Origin of the sequence: Allokutzneria albata (assembly GCF_900103775.1) — a bacterium.
GTDB classification, from domain to species: domain Bacteria; phylum Actinomycetota; class Actinomycetes; order Mycobacteriales; family Pseudonocardiaceae; genus Allokutzneria; species Allokutzneria albata.
This window is the reverse complement of sequence record NZ_LT629701.1, coordinates 1248024-1265484: the sequence shown is the minus strand read 5'-3', so window position 1 is coordinate 1265484 and position 17461 is coordinate 1248024. Positions and strand designations below refer to the sequence as shown.

Below are 17461 nucleotides of genomic sequence, written 5' to 3'. Positions count from 1 at the left end.
CCGCCTTCCGAGGGTGCCGCCATGCGGATGCTGTACTGAATATGATTATCATGTGCGTGTGACTCAACGCGTTCCCGTGACCGTACTGTCGGGGTTCCTCGGCTCCGGCAAGACCACGCTGCTCAACCACGTGCTGGCCAACCGCGAGGGACGGCGGGTCGCGGTGATCGTCAACGACATGAGCGAGGTCAACATCGACGCCGCCCTGGTGGCCGGGCAGGGCAGGCTCGACCGCACCAGCGAGCGGCTGATCGAACTCACCAACGGCTGCATCTGCTGCACGCTGCGAGAGGACCTCCTCGACAGCGTCGGCGAACTGGCCAGGGCGGGCCGGTTCGACGCGATCCTGATCGAGTCCACCGGGATCTCCGAACCCATGCCGGTGGCCGCGACCTTCGACTGGACCTTCGAGGACGGCACGAGCCTGTCCGACCACGCCCGGCTCGACACGATGGTGACCGTCGTGGACGCGGCGGGCTTCCTGCGCGAACTGGTCGCCGGAGACCGGCTGGGCGAGCGCGAGATGGCTGCCGCCGACGAGGACGAGCGGACGATCTCGGACCTGCTGGTGGATCAGGTCGAGTTCGCCGACCTGCTGGTGGTGAACAAGACCGACCTGGTGACAGCCGAGCAGCTGGCGAGGCTCGACGCCGTGCTGCGCAGGCTCAACCCCGCCGCCCGGCTGCTCCGCACCCGGCGAGGCGTCGTGGACCTGGCCGAGGTCCTCGACACCGGTCGCTACGACCCGATCACCGCGGCCCGGACTCCCGGCTGGGCGGAGGAACTGGCGGGCGGCCACACCCCGGAGACCGAGGAGTACGGGATCCGCTCGGTCACCTACCGCGCGTCCCGTCCGTTCCACCCGGCGCGCCTGGTGGCGGCACTGGACGACTGGGACGGCGTGTTGCGCAGCAAGGGTTTCTGCCACATCGCCACCCGGCCGGACGTGCTCGCGGTGTGGTCGCAGGCGGGCCCCAACCTCACCTTGGAACCGGGGCAGCTGCTGACCTCCCCGACTGCCCGGCAGGAGCTGGTCTTCATCGGCGTGCAGCTCGACCGCGACGAGCCGCGCCGTCGCCTGGACCCGGCGTTGCTGACCGACGAGGAGATCGAGGCAGGCCCCTCCCTCTGGCGGACCCTGGAGGACCCGCTGCCGGAATGGGACCTGTCCGACTTCCACGAGCACGCCTGACGCACCGCCCGGAACGTGCCCGTCGGCACTCGCGCCCTCCCCGCGGCGCGGGCGGTCGGGCCGCGGGGCCTCGTCGACGCCCTCGACGTCTCCGGCTCCCTCATCGACCAGCCGCGCGAGCGATCACCAGACCTGCCGCAGCTGCACTGCCACCACGCGGACGCGACCACGTGGACGCCGGCGGACGAGTGGCCTTCACCATCCGGCGGGGCGAGGACATGGCGGCCGTCGGTCGCCGCCTCGGCCGCGCCATCGCCGACGCCACGAACACCGAACCGCCAGGACGCCGTCCCCGCACCTGATAGACCGGATCAGCCGGCCGGGTCCACAGACCGCTCAGCGTCATCTCACCGGAAGCCCTGCGTCAGCTGTCCCCTCGGAGCCCTCGCACGAGGAAGGGCTGGTTGCCCGAACACGGCCTGCCGGGATGAGCACGGGGGTACGCGCCGTTGTCGCTCTGCTACAACTCCTGCAGCCGAGCGATCACGGCGCGGCTGGGGCGGACCTTGGAAGGTGTGGGCCGATGTGGCGGATGTGGCAGCACGGAGATCTCGTTGCTGCGGGCGGGATCTCCGCGGAGCGCCTCATCACCGTGCTGGCCGAGCGGGCCGCCGGGACCAGCGTCGACATCGACCCCGACACCATCGGGTGCACCGAGGGCCTGTGGCGTGTCGAGGCCCGGTGGAAGGAAGACGACGGTGCCGAGAGCCGTGCCCTGCTCGTGCTCCAGGACGATCCGGCACCTCCTCGCCTGTGGTGGCTGCTGTTGCACTCGGCAACCCGTCCCTGGTCGGTCCGCGACGTCGCGCCGATCCACCGCCTCGGCCTGCTCCAGGTCGCCGATGTCTGCCGCGGCGACAGCGGTACGGCGCTTGACGACGAACCGATGGACACATCGCAACTGTCCATGGACACAGACGCCCTCAACGGCCTGCTCGCCCAAGCGCTGCTCGGCGTGATCGCCAACACGATCGTTCAACCGGAGCGCACCTTCGCCCTGCTGCTCACCAGCGACACCGCCCAACCCGTCCCGCGTCCCTTGCCGGGACTGCTCAACGTGGTCATCCTCAGCGAGGCGTCCCGCACGCGCCTGGCCGACCAGACACCGCCGATCCCCGGCTTGCCCGCGGGCAAGCTTCGTCTTCTGCCACCCCCCGACAGCGCTCTGCGGACGCGCGTGTTCGCACCCGACGACCCGGCTCTCGACGAGGCGGTGGCGATGCTGCTGCATCGCCGCGCGTACCGGGACCCGCCGTGGGTGTGGATTCGCAACTCCGCGATCGCCCAGTGGTGGGACAGCGCGGCCAGCCCCAGGCGACCGCTGCTCGACTACACCCGGCTACACGAACTGGAACACCTGCGCGCGCAGCTGAGCGAACGGGACGCCCAGCTGCGCATCGCCCAGCAGCAACGCCAGGCGGCTCTCACCGAACGCGATGCCGCCCGGGCCGCGGCCGAACAAGCACACCGCGCCAGCCCTCAGCCACCCGGCAGTGTCGCAGAGTTGGAAGACCAGCTTCAGCAGGCCTACCACCAGCTCGACGAACGCACCGTCGAACGCGACGACCTCGAAACCGAACGCGACACCCTCATCCGCGAACTCGCCCGCACCCGCGGCCTCCTCGCCGCCGCACAACCGGACTTCACCCCGGAAACACCGGCCTCCGAACGCGAGTTCGACAGCTTCGCCGAACTCCTCGAAGCCGCCCGCCACGAACTGACCTCCCTGACGATCACGGCCGACCCGCGCTCGGCGGAAGTCCTCGACGACCACCACAAAGCCTCGGCCTGGCGCAGACGCACCTGGGACGCCCTCACCAGCCTCAACCACTACGCGCGCAGCGCCGCGACGCACGAGCGCCCGGACAACTTCGTCGCCTTCCTCCGCAGCGGACAACCCGGCGCGGCCCTCTCCCCCTCGCTCGTCGCCCCCACCGAATCAGCCACAACGCTCGCCGACACCCGCGCCTACCGCGCCAGGGTGTTCCCCGTCTCCCGGGACACCGACCCCAGCGGCGAAGCCCTCCACCAGGCCCACGTACGCATCGAACGCTGGCAGCCGCCGGCGCCCCGGCTCCACTACTACGACGACCTCGTCACCACCGGCACCCTCTACATCGGCTACCTCGGCCCTCACCTGCCGATTCCCACCTTCACCTAGCCCAGCGGGGTTGTCGGCGCTCGCGAGTCCCGCGCCGGGACAGCCGGTCGATGATGTCGAGCGCGACACCCTGTGGCGCCGCGCCCTACATCGACCACTGTGGACGTACGTGACTGGGCCGAAAACGTGCACATCATGATCGACCAGCTCGGTGACCAGCTCGCCGGCGAGGCCGATCTGGACTTCTCCCTGAGGTCTCTCGCCGAACTCGAGGCCGCGGTGCTCGGCCGCGTCGACGACGCGGAGGAACCGGCAGACCCCGACGTGTGGTCCTTGGCCGAGTTCGCCGCCGCGTACTCGGTGAGGTCCTGCTGCACGTCGCCGGCGGCTGCTGGGCCGTGACCGAGGGAGTCCCGGTCATCGTCCCCGACCCGGCACTGGATCTCGCCGACATCTCGCCGGCGGGCCTCGTGCTCACCGCGGTCGCGCGCCGCACCGGTGAGGAGTTCCAGCGGTTGCACCGCGAATGGGAACGCGTGGTGCGGCAGCACGCGCGCACCGATTCCGAGTGGGAACCGACCGAGGTCCCCACTCCGAACCCGGACGTCGGACTGCCCGTGCCGTCCTCGGAGCTGGAGGCCTGGCTGGCCCGCCGCGAGCGCGAGTTCCCCGCACGGGTCGCCCGCTACGGCGGCGGGGGCGACTGGGACTTCAGCACTGGATCAGCGGACGCGCTCACGCGGCGGTGTTCCGGGAAGTCCCCGTGCTGGAACGGTTCCAGGCCGACACGCAGTTCGTCGACGGCGCCTCCCGGTACTGGGGCGAGGTGCTGCGGCGATCCGCGCGCTCGCGCTGGACGCACGACCCTCGCGAGCGCACCGACCTCAGCACCACGATCGGCTACTTCTGGCTCTACCAGCCCTTTTCCGAGCGGACCTACACCCTGAGCTGAACCTGGTGCACACGCTCGAACTCGACGATGGCCAGTGTCTGCACCGCATCTACGCGAGGTGGAACAGCTGAAGACGTGACGCTTCGCGATGACCCGAACTTCACCGGCGGCGCTAGCTGAGGGCGATCAGGCTCCCGTCGGCCAAGTGCTCCTCGACGGCTTTCGGCAGCAGGTAGGCGGTTCCGCCGCCGGGCTGCTCGTGCCATGGCACAGCCTGTCCGGTCAGCACACGCAGCTCGCGGGCGATCCGGTAGCAGCGAGGCCCTTCGTTGAACCGTTCCGCCCGAAGTGACATCGCGCCGAACTCCGTCCCCGCCGCGAACGTGAGGTTGCCCGTTGGCGCGCCGTAGCGCTCGATCTCCTTGCCGGGCATCAGGACCACGATGCGCTTGCCGGTGAGCAGCGTCAGCGGCGGCTCACCCGCGAGCGGCTGGACGGGCCAGTCGTTGAGCGCCCGCGCGGTGTTGAGATCCCGTCCCCCGGCGCGCAGGCTGGACGGGGCCATGACCAGGGTGCCGATCAGGTAGGCACCCGCGTCGCGCAGCTCGCCGAAGCGGTGCGGGTTGCGAGCTTTGCCGCGCTCGTAGTCCGCGACCTGCCACGCGTCCTCGATGCGCTCCAGGCACAGCGCGCCCTCCGCGGCGGAGAGCAGCCGGTACGCCTCGGACACCGCGCCCAGCTCGCTCAGCCGCTGCTCGACGAGCGCGAGAACTCGGCGGTCACGATCGCTCAGCTCGGCCGGTTTCGGCTTCGTGACGGGGATTTCTCCGGTCAGCGCGGTGTAGGCGGCGCCGGAGGTCTCCTCGTCGAGCCGGGGTAGGGCGTAGCCGCGCTCGCGCAGGTGCGCGAGGAACTCCGGCTCCAGCGGGACCCCGTGCTTGGCAAGGTAGTGCGGCACCGAGGCGGACCAGATCCACCGGCCGTCGGTGTGGAAACCCTCGGGCACGTCCGGCGTGCTGGAGGGGACGAACAGATCACGGGAGAAGCCGCGTCCGACGACGAGCACGTGGGCCTTGTTGAGGTAGTCCAGCACCCTCGCGCGCTCCTCCTCGGGCACCGGAGGGCGGTTGACCACGGGGCGGCCGTCGGCGTCACGGTGGTCGAAGATGCGCGCGCGCTTGAACAGCGGAGCGACCTCCGCGACGCGCTCCGCGTTGGGCAGCAACGTCTTCATCCACGCGGGGACCCTCTCCGGAGCCCTCGGGAACATCTCCAGCTCGTCGAGCACGTCCGTGCGGTGCGGGGTCCGCCGCCAGCGCGTCTGTTCGTCGAAGTCGTAGTTGATCGTGGTCTTGATCGGGTACTCGATGACGAGCCGTGCCGCGGTCCACGTGCCGACGCCGTCGCGGTAGGTGTCCTTGCGCAGCTGCGCGAACAGCCCCGCGAGCCGGTGCGGCGGTTCCCAGTCCCGTAGCCGGCCGTCGATGCCGAGGATGTGCCCCACCAGTTCCGCGTGGTTGCCCACCGCCCGGTAGACCGCGCGGATCTGCTCGCGGTCAGCGGGCGCGTGCATCACGAGCAGGTCGCCGATCCTGCGCTGGGCCTCGCGTTGCGCCTCGATGCCGAACGGCCTGGTGCGCGGCGGCATCGGCGGTCTGCCCAGCAGCGCCCTGAGCCAGTCCGGGACGCGTTCCTCCGGCCTGGGGTAGGTCGTGAGGTCCTGCGCGTACACGCCGGGCGGGACCGGCGGTGTCCACAGTGGATCGTGCTCGTAGTTGTAGAAGACGCGGAACTCACCGGGCGGGTTGACCACGTAGCGCACGGACAACCACGCGCCCAGCTCCGGCCGGTACATCACGTGGCGCAGCTCGGCCATCGCGCGCGTCGCCCCCGGCGGTGGCGCGAACTGCGCGGAGGAGCCGTCCTGCATGATCACGGTGAGCGCGGAGCTCTGCGCCCCGAGGACGATCTTCGTGATCAGGTCCAGGCGACGCCAGCCCGCGGGCACGGCTTCCAGCAGTGCCGCCCCGACCTGGTTCAGCAGCTCGCCGTAGCGGCGTTCCTGGTCCTGGGCGCTCGGCGGCTGCGACATTGTCTCCCCGTCCTCCCGCGTGGCTTCAGCCCGACGCATCGTAGTGAGCCACGTCCGTGCGCCTGGCGCCCCAACGGCTCCCATCCCCTGAAACTGGGACACCGTGGCGAGCACCACGGTGAACTCGAAGAAGGCATAGCAGCTCTGTTCAGCGGTCGCTAGTTCGGCCACTGCGGCGCTGTGCTCGGCGGGCCGCCGCCTACCACCGCTCAGGCAGCTCGGTGTCCAACTGTCGAGGGACACCGGCCGGTCCGGGGCTGCCTACCGTCTTCGTAGGGGTTGGCGCACTTGGGGAGTGACCAGTGGGGGTACGTGTCGTCGCCGTGGCATTCGCGGCCGTGGCGTTGATCGCCGGTGCCTGTGGGCAGGAACCGAAGTCGGCGGACGTCCTGTACGAAGCCGAACAGGTGCTGCTGCGAGACTGCATGCGGCGTAACGGCTTCGAGTTCTGGATCGCTGCGAAGGCTGAGCCGCCGCGCGCGTTCCCCTACGTGCTCGACGATCCGGCGTGGGCGCGCAAGCACGGGTACGGGCTGGACGGCGCCTACGAACTGGAGAGGGCGCGCGAGGACGACCCCAACCAGCGCTACTTCCGCGGACTCGACCTGAAACGGCGGAACGCCGCACTGACTGCGCTAAACGGCGACACACGTGAAGGACTGCGCGTCTCCTTGCCCAACGGAGCGACGATCACGCGAAGCGACCGCGGGTGCACGTCCGAGGCGCAGCGCGTGCTTTACGAGGACCTGCCGACGTGGTACCGCGTCATGCGGTTGACCGACAGCCTCAACGAGCACCGCCATTCGCTCGTGCTGCAGGACGAGCGCTACCGCGCGGCAATCGCCCCGTGGGCGCGGTGCATGCGCGACTCCGGGCACGACATCGCCGGCCCTGCCGAGAGTCGCTCGACATTGCCACCGCGCGGCGCGCCAGGGGCGGGAGAAGCGGAGCGCCGCCTCGCCGAGCAGGAAGCGTCGTGCGCGCTCAGCAGCGGCCTCGCCGCTACCGCACGGCAGCTCGACGAGCAGTACCGGCGCCGGATCCAGGACACCTACCGCGCCGACATCGAGACGCGCCAGCGGTTGGAGTCCGCGGCCCGCGCCCGCGCGCAGGACATCGTCGCCGCCGCGAGCTAGGCCACACATGCTCCGCGGCACGCCCGCGGAATCCGAGAACGAACAACGAGGGGAACTCTCATGCGCGCGAAGAAGACTGCCGTCGTCGCTGCCGTCGTCACTGCCGCCTTCGCCGGGCTCGCGCTGTTCGCGGCCCCGGCGTCGGCGGCTCCCACACCGCCCGGTGCGGAAGCCGCCGACGGCTATTTCTACTTCTACGAGCACGCCGACTACGTCGGTCAGTGCAAGCACGCCGGGACGATCGAGATGTACTCCCTGATGTGCGGCAACATGAACGACAAGACCAGCTCGGTCTGGAACAACGCCTACGCGGGCCGTCCGGACGCGGTGCGGGTGTACGAGAACGACCGCTTCGGCGGCGCCTCGATGTGCATCTCCCGCGGCGAGATGATCAGCAACCTCGCCCACCGCCAGCTCAGCGACGGCGGTAGCGCCAACGACCGGATCAGCTCCCACCGCTGGGAGCGGGGTTGCTGATCCCCACGGGCCGGAGCTAGCCGATGCCGTTGTGGATGACCAGCATCCCCAGCGCGGGGCCGTGGCCCTGGTGGAACTGGACGTTCTCGAAGAGCCGGGGCGCAGGCGCCGACCCTCCGGGGCCTTCAGTTCCACCGGGCACGCGCCCGGTGGATTCGTTCAGTGAGAGCAGCAATCGTTGGCGGGTACCGGGAGTAGGCGCCAGAGCGGGTGGTCGCCGGGCCGGGTCTTTCCAGCGCACGTCGACGAACACCGGAGGAACGCCGGCGCGGTGGTCCTGAGCACCGCTGTGCTCCGGTCATCGCGGCCTGCTCGGGGTTGAGGCCTTCCTCGCCCTTGATTTCTCGGCCAGGTCGGCTTGCGGCTGCCATCGTCGGCTCCATGGTTCGTTCTCATGCTTTGTCACTCGTGCGTTCCAGCAGTCAGCATTGGCATGTGCCCGTTCCGCAGCCGGCCCGTCAGTCCCTACCGATCGGCAGATGCCCAAGAGGCGGTGCGGCGTTCTTCAGACTTTGCTCGGCCAGCGTCGTCAGACTGTTCGCGGAGAAAGCGCAGAAAGCGCACTGACGAAGAAGATCGCGTCGGAGGACGAGGGCGCTGATGTGGCATGTGGGAACGCGGGAACTGTCGTAGCTGTCGCAAGCCGGTCTACAAGGCAACCAGCGCTGGGCGCTTCTATGTTCTGGAGATCCAACCCGCCACGACGTTGGCGGTCGCGGAGCATGAGCGCTTTCACGTCACGAAGCAGCGCGGTCTGATTCCGCTCAGCACGGCTCGCGGAGCGATCCCGGAGACTTGCTTGCGCATTCACCATTGCCCCGAGCATCTCCTCACCAAGGCCGGTCTGTACCTGTTCTCCGAGCCGTGTCCGCTCTGTGCTGCCGAGTGTTGGCGAGGGGAGCTGGTTTCCCGGCGCACTGTCCTGGTCAACGCTCATCCCCAGGGCGAGTTCGTCTCCCAGCGGTTGGACTTTCCTCCACGGCAGATCCTGACGCTGATGACCGGCGCCGCACCACTCGGGGTAGAGCGGTTTACTCCGCACTGGCGCTTGTGCCCTGGGTTGGAGCAGTGGCGTGATCGTGTCCGCGACCAGGTGTCCGTTCGAGCCTGTACGGGATGTGGTCAACCGATGGCGGGGCCGCTGATCTATACGCGGCACCCGATGTGCGTCCAGATCCCCAGCATCTACAAGGCCGCGCGCTATCCGTTCACTGATCCCGTCTGGGCGGAACTGCCCGGTTCGGAGTACGACGCGCGTCCGCGCAAGAGCAAGCGAGAGCAGTGCGCCGCGCTCACGCAGACCGGGGACCAGTGCAGGTTCGGCCGGGACTCGGACGTGGAGTTCACCGCTCAGGACGCCCGATTCTGTTGTCGGCACAACCCGGCGCGCCACTGCGGTCGGGCGACCCGAGCCAACCGTCCCTGCTCCGCGTACACGATCGACGGCAGTGCCTGCGAGTTCCACGACGGCATGCCGCGGATGGTCGTCGCGGCGACCTGCGCGAGCGAGACGCCTGCGGTACAGGACGATCAGGACGACGCCGATGTCGAGGAGATCGATGCCAGCGAGAACCTCGCCCGCGAGCAGGGCGCGTTCGTGCCCGAACGCGCCGAGGACGAGCTCCTGGACTCCACCCTCGATCCTCAGGAGGTCCATCCTCGGCTGAGCACGCCGTGGCCGCGTCTCAACGCTGCGCTCCAGGGCGGATTCGAGGTCGGGCAGATCGTCGCGGTCAGCTCAGCAGACCACCGCTTCGCCAGCAGGATGTTGCGCGGTCTCAGCGATCACCTGCTCAAGGAAGGCTTGCGCGTGGAGCGCCTGTACTGCGACAAGCGCGAGACCACAGTCAACGAGGTCCTGGAGTGGGCCGAGCTGCACATCTCCAGCGGGGCCGACGCTCTGGTCCTGGACTGGTTCCCCAACATCCTCACCGACGCGGCCACGTTGGACGACGACTGGCGCGAACTCCCGCCTGCCGACGTCCTCACCCGGCTCAGCGGCGAGCTTCACCACCGGATCGTGGGCGAGCCGACCGTGCTGTTCGTCGGGGCGTGCATGGATCCCGGCACCCGCAAGGACGCTCCCGGAGCGCAGGTGGTCACCTATCCGCTGCACGAGGAGGCTTCGGCGATCGAGTACCTGGCGCGGACGTGGCTGATCACCTACCCCGCGCCGTCGCCGTACAAGAACACCGTGGGCTGGCTGCGGCGCGCGCCCTCGGATGTGGAGCGCGTGAAGGAGGCGATTCCTCTCATCCGCACCTAGGTCCTCGGGGCTCAGCGCGGCTTCCCGCAGCGGAGCGACGAGTTCGTCGGCGCGGTGCGCTGTCCGGGCTGTTCGCGGGGGTTGTGGTGGCGGTGTTCGGCAGCAGGGCAATCCACTCAGCCCCCACCAACCTCGGCGAGGGCACTAGGCGGTTCGAGCGAACGACGTTGCGCGGCTGAGCGACGAGCCGGGAGCATGCACAGGTTCCTGACACACTGCCCGTTTCCCTGTGACCGATCCGCCGAACACACAGGGGGCTGGTTGAAAACCGCCGCACGCCTCACGACGCTCCAGACCGCCGCGACAGTGATCGCGCGGCTTCTCATCGTGGCAGCCGCCTACAGCGCCGTCGCACAGGTCGGGTTGCTGCTGGCACTGGTGCGCGATCAGGTCACGCCGCTGTGGCCCGCGACCGGTGTCGCACTGGTCTTCCTGTACCGGTGGGGACTATCCGTCGCGCCGGGCATCACGCTGGGCGCGGTCCTGGTGAACCTGCCGATCGCGTCGACGCTCTGGTCGGTCGCGATGATCTCCGCGGGGAACACGCTCGCCCCCGTGTGCGCCTACCTCCTGCTCAGGGCAACCGGGTTCCGCTCCCAGCTGGACCGGCTCAAGGACGCGTTGCTGCTGGTGTTTCTCGGGGCCTTCACGGGGATGGCGATCAGCTCCACCGCGGGCAGTCTCGCACTGCTGTGGTCGGATGCGATCAGTGCCGACCGCTTCTGCGCGGTGTGGCTGGTGTGGTGGACGGGGGACGCGCTCGGGGTTCTCGTCGTGGTCCCGCTGACGTTGACGGCCCTGACCTTGTTGTCCGGTCGACTACCTTGGCGTGACCACCCATGGCGCTGGGTCGAAGCAGGTGCGTTGCTGGCGTGCACGATCGGCGTCGGCGTGTTCATCACAACGACCTCGTTGCGCCTGCTGTTCCTCGTCTTTCCCTTCCTGATCTGGGCGGCACTGCGCTTTCAGCTCGTCGGCGCGGCGCCGTGCGCTCTCATCGTGTCCGTCCTGGCCATCGTGGCTGCGGCTCACGAATACGGTCCGTTCGCCCAGATCGGCCTGGTCGAGCGGATGGTGATCCTTCAAGCGTTCAACGGGTCCGTGGCGCTGACGGCGTTGCTGCTGGCCGTGGTCACCACGGAGCGGAACGAAGCCCGGAAAGCGATCGAGCGGGCTTGCACACAGCTCGCCGCCGCGGTGGCCACGCTCCCCCCGGGCGCGGTGTTGCTCCAAGGAAGCCTGCGCAAGATGGTCAAGGAGGCGAGGTCCCGTACACAGGAGGAGGTCCACCGCAACGGCTCCGATCCCAGTAGCACGTGCCCAGCAAGGCATTCAGCTCGCCGTTGACCTCGAACTCCGCCTGGCCCCGCACAACGAGACGCAACGTCCCCGCTGCTCCCACTCAACAGGGCTTCGTGGCGCGGGGGCGGTCTTCTTCCCTGTCCTCGTCTCGCCCGTGGAAGTAGGCGCGGATGGAGGGTTCGATCTCGTTGTGGCCGCGTGGTGACCAGCGCAGTGTTCGGTCCCGTTCGTTGATGAGGTGAACTTCGGGGTCGAGGGTGCTCAGGAGTGCGTGCCGGTTGAAGTAGTTGCGGGCGGCGGGTGGGCCGTGCTGCACGATCTCGACCTGGGTGTCGGCCTCGGCAGGTTCGACGTCTGCGACCCAGCGGCGCACCTCGTGTTGCCAGTGGAGGAACCTGGCGTACAGCTGGGGTGACCAGTCCCTCTCCAGGGTGCTGCGGGTGGAGAGGATCTCGGCTTGAGCGGGGATGGGGAGGTGTCCCACAGCGCCCAGGGTGAACAGGGAATCCCCTCCTCCGACCAGCCCGAGGTCGAACAGGCCGGGACCATCGGTGAACAGCGACCGGTGCGCACCCCAGCAGAACCCGGGTGCGTACCCGGTACCCGCACCGGGGGTGAAGCTCAACGCGCCGGCATAGGTCTTCGCGGATGTGCCCGAGGACGTTCGGTAGCGGGAGGTGCGGAAGCACTGGATGAGCGGGGCTCGGGTGAACGCGTGTGTCACCGCGGCCGCCCAGTCGGCTTCCACCAGCACGTCGCTGTCAGACCACACGATGTGGCTGTAGCGGGCCGGTAGCCAACGGGCCGCCAGGTTGATGAGCCGTTCCTTGTGCCACATGAACGCGCACGCCTCGTCCCAAAAGGCGATCTTGGCACCCGGCGGGCGCGGTGCGCCGGCTCCCGCCAGGTACACGTCATCGGCCAGTCCGGCCCGGCGGAACGCCTCGATCGAGCGGGCGAGTTTGAGCGGGTGCGAGCGGTAGCCGACGGGGTTGAAGTAGGGGATCACGATCGCGACGGTGCCCATCCGGACCTTCCTCGCCAACGGGTAGCACCCGAAATGGTCTGTGGGGTGGAGCAAGCCGACCGGGTGGCAGATCACTGCCGGTCTTCGATGACGCTTTCCACGGCGCTGACGAACGCGGCCAGCTCGGCGGTGTTCTCGGCGGTGATCTCTCGCGCCCGGGCCAGTGCGTACCGGGACGCCGCCTCGTAGCGGTCCGCGGCATCGAGGGCAGCGAGGGCGGCCGCCCAGGCATCGAGGTCGTTGCGGTCGGCGAACAAGCCACCAGGCCCCAGCGCCTCCCGCAACCCCGGGGTGGGATGGGCGATGACCGGGATGCCGGAGACCATGGCCTCGACCGCGACGAGGCCGTACGACTCGTGCAGGCTGGGCATCAGCACCACGCGGGTCTGGCCCCACACCTCACGCATCGCTGGGCCGTGCGGGTGGATGCGCAGGTTGGGCCGGTCGGTGCGGATGTCCTGCCGGCCGTATCCGCCGACGACCCCCAGAAAGGCCCGGCCGGGAAACCGGTCGGCCAACGCGTAGAACACCTCCACCCCCTTGTCCGGGATCAGATTCACCAACGTCGTCGCGTTACCCGGCCGAGTCCGGTGCTCATCGGCGTTGACCGGCGGGTGGACCACCAGTGAGCGGCCGGGGTGGTCGGCGAACGTTTCGGCGATCCAGTGGGTGTTGAAGACGCTGAGCGCCGCCGAGAGCCTCAGCGCCGCGCGAGAGTTCTCGTCGTCCTTGTGAATGAGCTGAACCCAGGGAATCCCGTACTGGGCACGCAGCCAAGCGGCTCGCGCGATCTCGTCGTACTGGGTGAGGATCACATCCGGGGACAGCTGGACGATCCGGTCATCAGCGTCACGCTCGCTCACCTGGTGCACCGGGATGCCGTCGAGGTGATACCCGTGCCGGCTCAGATGCCAGGTGACGACCACCTCGACCTCGTGCCCCGCTCCCGCCAGCGCACGGGCGAGCCGATGCATCGTGACCTCAGAACCGGCGTTGTACTCGGGGACGTATCGGTTGACCAGCACAACAACCCGCAACAAGGCCTCACCTTCGCCCTCAACCTCCCGTTCATCGAGGGTTCATAGGGGCATCTATCCACTGTGGACAGGCAAGCGTCACCACCACGGCGCCGGCGAAGTGAACGATCACCACGTCCGGCCGGTTGCCGTACACCGTCGGCCCGCCCGCGCGTTCCCCGGCCGACACCTCGGCCACCGCCTGCTCGCTGGCCAACGGGCTGACGTACCGATGGCTGGTGCCGCGAGGCTATGTCGAGGCGGTCCAGGCGCGGTCCAGCCCAGGTTCACCGGACCCGGGTAGCTCGGCGGCCGCGGGCGGTGGGCGTGCCCGAGCAGACGCCGGGCACGGGCCTCCTCCTGGCGGTTCCCGGCATCCGAATTTCCCACCTTTTTGAGCACAGGAATGCGCCGTCCGGATCGGCGAGCATGATGTCGCGACGCTGACAGGCCGTCTCGCTCGCTGCCTCAACGCGGTCGAAGGCCACGCCCCGCGCCGAAAGGCCAGCGTGGACATGCCCCGCATCGGCTGCGGATTCGCGGGCGGCCGCTGGGATGACTACGACATCGTTGCTTCCCGGTGAGTCGACACGCGTCCTGACCTTCTCGCAGCGGATCGCCGAGGCCGGCCATGGCACCACCACGCGCCGCCCAGCACCGCCACACCGACCACAACGTAGGCGTTTCCGACCAGGTGCTCGGCGACCGACCAGTTCTGCTCGTCGCCGCGGAGGAATCGGTAGGCGCCCACCAGGAACGGGACCAGCCCGCTGGTGGCGATCACCGCGGCTCGTCTCCCCGGTCGGTGCAGGCACAGCGCCACAGCGGCGGGCGCGATCCACACCCAGTGGTGTCCCCACGACACCGGCGAGCACAGCAGCCCGGCCAGCGCGACGACGAGCAGCGCGGCCACGTCGTGCCCCCGCTGGCGCAGGCGTCGACAGGTCGTCCACACCGCCGCGAGCACCACGCCGACCAAGGTCAGCCACAGCACCGTGGGCAAGGGGCTGGGCAGGGAGAAGCGGGCGAGCAGACCGTGCAGGGACTGGTTGTCCGCGAAGATCGGCGGACCGATCCGACCGGTGTCCGCGAGCGTGTGGAACCAGTAGCGCGCGGAGTCCGCTGGGGCGAGCACGAACGCGACCAGTGACGCGGCGAGGAACGCGGCACCCGCGGTCATCGCCGGTCGCCGCTGCCCTGTGGCCAGGAAGTACAGCACGAACACCGCCGGGGTGAGCTTGATCGCGGCGGCGATCCCGATCAGCAGGCCACGCGGCCACCGGGGCCGCGCCACCAGGCAGTCCGCCGCCACCAACGCCATCAGCACCAGGTTGATCTGGCCCATGCTCAGCGTCTTGGACACCGGCTCCAGCAGCAGGCAGCCGAGCGCGAGCGCGCAGCCGAGTCGCGTCGCGGCCGGGCCGGGGCGGACCCGACGCGTCACCGCCACGCACGTCGCGGCGAGGGCCAGCGCCCCGGCGACCGTCATCGCCGTGGTCGCCACCGGCCACGACGGCAGCGTGACCGCGCTCAAGACGATCGCGGCGAAGGGCGGATAGGTGAACGGCCAGCGCACCGTGGTCGCGTCATAGGGGAAACCCGGCCCGTACAACTCCTGACCCCGCAGCCACGCCTGCCCTCCGGCCCGATAGACCTGGAAGTCCAACAGCGGGTGGCCGAGGGTGACGAGCACAGCGGCCAGCACGACCGTCGCCAGTGTCGCCGCGAGAACAAAGATGTTGCGCACAAAGGGAAAGAGCCCATCCCGGCGAGCAGCGTTGGCAGACAACGAATACCCGAAACCCTGCCAACCTCAGCCGTCGTTCCGGGATCGCCGGTGACACGGCGGCGGGGCCGGACTCCACAAAGGAATCCGGCCCCGCAGAGGAATACGCTCTTCGTCCACTTCGGACTGTCACGCCAGGGGAAGCACGACCAGCCTGCCGCCGGTGAAGACCTCGACGTGGGTCGCCTGCTCGGGCAGCAGCGCGGCGTCACCCGGCAAGGCCGTCCATGGCCCGTCGCCGGAGCGCCACCGCAACCGGGAACCCTCGTGGGCCACGATCCAGCCCTGACCGTCCGGCAGCCGCAGCTTCACCGGCAGCGGCCTGGACCCGTCGACGGGTCCGCCCGGCACCACCCGGTCGACCTCGTCCCCGCGCCAGAGCACCGCGAAAAGGTGGGTGACATCGCCGATCAGGTGCTCGCCGAGCACGACGGTGCGCCGGTCGGGCAGCTCCGCCGTCACGTGCCACCCGCCGGGCTGCCCCCAGCCCTCCCTGGCGGGCAGCCCCGGTTCGCGGTCGGCGGGATCGGTGTGGCCGCCCCGGTTGAGCGCGCCGACGAACCGGCGCGCCCGCTCGGCGGGGTCCTGCCGGGGTCCGCCGAGGTCGCCCCGCACGGCCGACCAGCCGAGGTAGGGCGCGGGTCCGGCGTTGCCGATCCACTTGTCGATCACAGCCTGGACGTGGAACGTGGTGAACGCGGGCACCAGGTCCTGGTCCGGCACCGTCTCCCCCGGTTCGGCCGGTTTGCGCTTGGCGAACCGCGCCTTCAGCCGGTCGGGCGGGGAGGTCGCCCGGTCCAGGCGCATGGTGGCCACGCCGTCCCGGAAGACCAGCTCCTGCCACTCGCGGGCGACCCTGCCGTCAGGACCCACCGCCGGCGCAGGCGAGACGTAGCGCGCCTGGCTCTCCTCCAGCGCGATCACGGTGCTTTCACCGGGGCCGAACAGGAAGACCTCGGCGGCCTGGTTGCCGAAGCCGCTCGCGACGACGCCCAGCAGGTGGAAACGGGAGTGGACGTCAGTGCCCACCAGCCCGACCGCAGTGGTCTGGCGGGGCTCGACGTTCACGGGGCAGGTGGCCGGTGTCGACCGGATCGTTTGCATCACAACCGCGGCGGAACCGTCCGCGGTCCGGCCGGCCCAGTACACGTGCGGTTCGCCGAGGACCGCCCAGCAAGCGCCGGGCCGGGTGTTGGTGACCCTGCCGAGCAGGTCGGGCAACTCGGCCCGCCACACCGACCGCGCTCGGTCGACGAACTCGGCGTCACCGGCCAGATCACCCCGGGTGGGCTTGCCGAGCCGGGCATCGGTGGCGGGAGTGATCGAGTCGGAAGCGGACTTCCACGCCGGCATCCCGGTCAGCACGCCGCCGGTGATCACGGTGACCGCGACGGCCGCGGAAGCCAGCGCCGCGCGCACGCGCGACCGCCGTCGCCGCCCCTTCCGCAGCGCGGCTTCCGCGAACCCCGCAGGACTGTCCACATCGGACACGGCAGCGCGAAGCACTCGACCGAGCGTGTCGGTGTCGGTGTCGGTGTTCATCACGGCCCCTTCACGGTCTCGGCGGTGGACTCACCCGACAGGTCGATCAGGCCGCGCAGCTTCGCCAAGCCGCGCGAGGTCTGGCTCTTGACGGTGCCGACACCGCAGCCGAGCACGGCCGCGGTCTGCTCCTCGGAGCAGTCCTCGAAGAACCTCAGCACGATCACAGCGCGCATCCGGGGCGGCAGCGTCGCCAACGCGCGCATTGCCACGTCCCGGTTGGTCAACCGCTCCTCGTACCCGCTCTCAACAGCCACCTGCTCCCGCAGCGCGGCCTCGTCCAGCGGGGCCTCGGTCACCCTGCGCGAACGCCGCCGCCACCGGTGTCCCGCGGCGTTGACCAGCGCCGCGCGCACGTAGTTCTCCGGTGGCCCGGTGATGCGGTGCCACCGGCCGTACACCCGCGCGAGCACCTCTTGGACCAGGTCCTCCGCAGCGCCCCGGTCCCCGGAGCAGAGCAGGTTGGCGGTCCTGAGCAGAGCCGTGGAGCGCTCGCGGACGAACTCCACGAACTCGTCGTCGGCCGTTCTCGCACTCACCCGGTCGTCCTGCTCCGTCGCTTTGGTGTACCTCGATCCCAGCAGAACCGGCACCTTGGCTGCCAACACTGAGTCATCGCCGGTCATCATCCC

At 69.7% G+C, this 17461-nt stretch carries 16 protein-coding genes; 9 read left to right on the top strand and 7 right to left on the bottom strand.

Annotation, left to right across the window (positions count from 1 at the left end; all coding sequences use genetic code 11):
* Positions 1–76 precede the first annotated feature (76 nt).
* From BLT28_RS05455 to BLT28_RS05440, 5 genes are all read left to right on the top strand, one after another.
* On the top strand, positions 77–1192 hold the full coding sequence (locus tag BLT28_RS05455; RefSeq protein WP_269459637.1) for a GTP-binding protein: 1116 nt from the start codon (positions 77–79) through the stop codon (positions 1190–1192).
* Positions 1193–1362: 170 nt separating this feature from the next.
* The gene (locus BLT28_RS42415) at positions 1363–1494 is read left to right on the top strand and encodes a hypothetical protein (protein WP_269459636.1); all 132 of its coding nucleotides are present in this window, start codon (positions 1363–1365) and stop codon (positions 1492–1494) included.
* Between the two features lie 221 nt (positions 1495–1715).
* Positions 1716–3353 carry a hypothetical protein gene (locus tag BLT28_RS05450; RefSeq protein WP_043813364.1) on the top strand — a complete coding sequence of 546 codons (1638 nt, stop codon included), beginning with the start codon at positions 1716–1718 and terminating at the stop codon, positions 3351–3353.
* A 99-nt stretch (positions 3354–3452) separates the two neighbouring features.
* Positions 3453–3695: a hypothetical protein gene (locus tag BLT28_RS05445; protein ID WP_172806501.1), complete on the top strand. Its 243-nt coding sequence runs from the start codon at positions 3453–3455 to the stop codon at positions 3693–3695.
* Positions 3696–4056: 361 nt separating this feature from the next.
* Positions 4057–4245 carry a hypothetical protein gene (locus tag BLT28_RS05440; RefSeq protein WP_156051536.1) on the top strand — a complete coding sequence of 63 codons (189 nt, stop codon included), beginning with the start codon at positions 4057–4059 and terminating at the stop codon, positions 4243–4245.
* A 112-nt stretch (positions 4246–4357) separates the two neighbouring features.
* Here BLT28_RS05440 and BLT28_RS05435 read toward each other — a convergent pair whose 3' ends face one another.
* Positions 4358–6277, bottom strand: a complete 1920-nt coding sequence (locus BLT28_RS05435; RefSeq protein WP_052407921.1) for a TNT domain-containing protein — start codon at positions 6275–6277, stop codon at positions 4358–4360.
* A gap of 302 nt (positions 6278–6579) precedes the next feature.
* Here BLT28_RS05435 and BLT28_RS05430 point away from each other — a divergent pair, with 302 nt between their 5' ends.
* The 4 genes from BLT28_RS05430 to BLT28_RS05415 all read left to right on the top strand — a co-directional run bounded on the left by BLT28_RS05430 (position 6580) and on the right by BLT28_RS05415 (position 11503).
* A complete protein-coding gene (locus BLT28_RS05430; protein WP_156051532.1) occupies positions 6580–7413 on the top strand; it encodes a hypothetical protein in 834 nt (277 codons plus the stop codon).
* 60 nt (positions 7414–7473) lie between these two features.
* Positions 7474–7890: a peptidase inhibitor family I36 protein gene (locus tag BLT28_RS05425; RefSeq protein ID WP_030432340.1), complete on the top strand. Its 417-nt coding sequence runs from the start codon at positions 7474–7476 to the stop codon at positions 7888–7890.
* A 1129-nt stretch (positions 7891–9019) separates the two neighbouring features.
* Entirely contained in the window at positions 9020–10156 is a 1137-nt protein-coding gene (locus BLT28_RS05420; RefSeq protein WP_030432339.1) for a hypothetical protein, read from the top strand.
* A 306-nt stretch (positions 10157–10462) separates the two neighbouring features.
* The gene (locus BLT28_RS05415) at positions 10463–11503 is read left to right on the top strand and encodes an MASE1 domain-containing protein (RefSeq protein ID WP_063766671.1); all 1041 of its coding nucleotides are present in this window, start codon (positions 10463–10465) and stop codon (positions 11501–11503) included.
* 55 nt (positions 11504–11558) lie between these two features.
* Here BLT28_RS05415 and BLT28_RS05410 read toward each other — a convergent pair whose 3' ends face one another.
* The 6 genes from BLT28_RS05410 to BLT28_RS05390 all read right to left on the bottom strand — a co-directional run bounded on the left by BLT28_RS05410 (position 11559) and on the right by BLT28_RS05390 (position 17368).
* Positions 11559–12485, bottom strand: coding sequence for a glycosyltransferase family protein (locus tag BLT28_RS05410; protein WP_030432337.1), 927 nt, complete (start codon positions 12483–12485; stop codon positions 11559–11561).
* 71 nt (positions 12486–12556) lie between these two features.
* Positions 12557–13525 carry a glycosyltransferase family 4 protein gene (locus BLT28_RS05405; protein ID WP_052407919.1) on the bottom strand — a complete coding sequence of 323 codons (969 nt, stop codon included), beginning with the start codon at positions 13523–13525 and terminating at the stop codon, positions 12557–12559.
* 28 nt (positions 13526–13553) lie between these two features.
* Complete coding sequence (locus tag BLT28_RS39825; protein WP_156051528.1) at positions 13554–13718, bottom strand: hypothetical protein; 165 nt, start codon at positions 13716–13718, stop codon at positions 13554–13556.
* Positions 13719–14060: 342 nt separating this feature from the next.
* Positions 14061–15248: a glycosyltransferase 87 family protein gene (locus BLT28_RS05400; protein WP_052407918.1), complete on the bottom strand. Its 1188-nt coding sequence runs from the start codon at positions 15246–15248 to the stop codon at positions 14061–14063.
* Between the two features lie 168 nt (positions 15249–15416).
* Positions 15417–16829, bottom strand: a complete 1413-nt coding sequence (locus BLT28_RS05395) for a hypothetical protein (protein ID WP_030432334.1) — start codon at positions 16827–16829, stop codon at positions 15417–15419.
* A complete protein-coding gene (locus BLT28_RS05390; protein ID WP_043813396.1) occupies positions 16829–17368 on the bottom strand; it encodes a SigE family RNA polymerase sigma factor in 540 nt (179 codons plus the stop codon). Before BLT28_RS05390 ends, BLT28_RS05395 begins: the two co-directional genes overlap by 1 nt.
* Positions 17369–17461: the final 93 nt, after the last annotated feature.

What these genes read in the sequence shown, in the direction of transcription:
- BLT28_RS05450 (WP_043813364.1), top strand. Translation starts at nt 1,716, where the DNA reads ATGTGGCGGATGTGGCAGCACGGAGATCTCGTTGCTGCGGGCGGGATC.
- BLT28_RS05435 (WP_052407921.1), bottom strand. Translation starts at nt 6,277, where the DNA reads ATGTCGCAGCCGCCGAGCGCCCAGGACCAGGAACGCCGCTACGGCGAG.
- BLT28_RS05425 (WP_030432340.1), top strand. Translation starts at nt 7,474, where the DNA reads ATGCGCGCGAAGAAGACTGCCGTCGTCGCTGCCGTCGTCACTGCCGCC.
- BLT28_RS05420 (WP_030432339.1), top strand. Translation starts at nt 9,020, where the DNA reads ATGGCGGGGCCGCTGATCTATACGCGGCACCCGATGTGCGTCCAGATC.
- BLT28_RS05410 (WP_030432337.1), bottom strand. Translation starts at nt 12,485, where the DNA reads ATGGGCACCGTCGCGATCGTGATCCCCTACTTCAACCCCGTCGGCTAC.
- BLT28_RS05395 (WP_030432334.1), bottom strand. Translation starts at nt 16,829, where the DNA reads ATGAACACCGACACCGACACCGACACGCTCGGTCGAGTGCTTCGCGCT.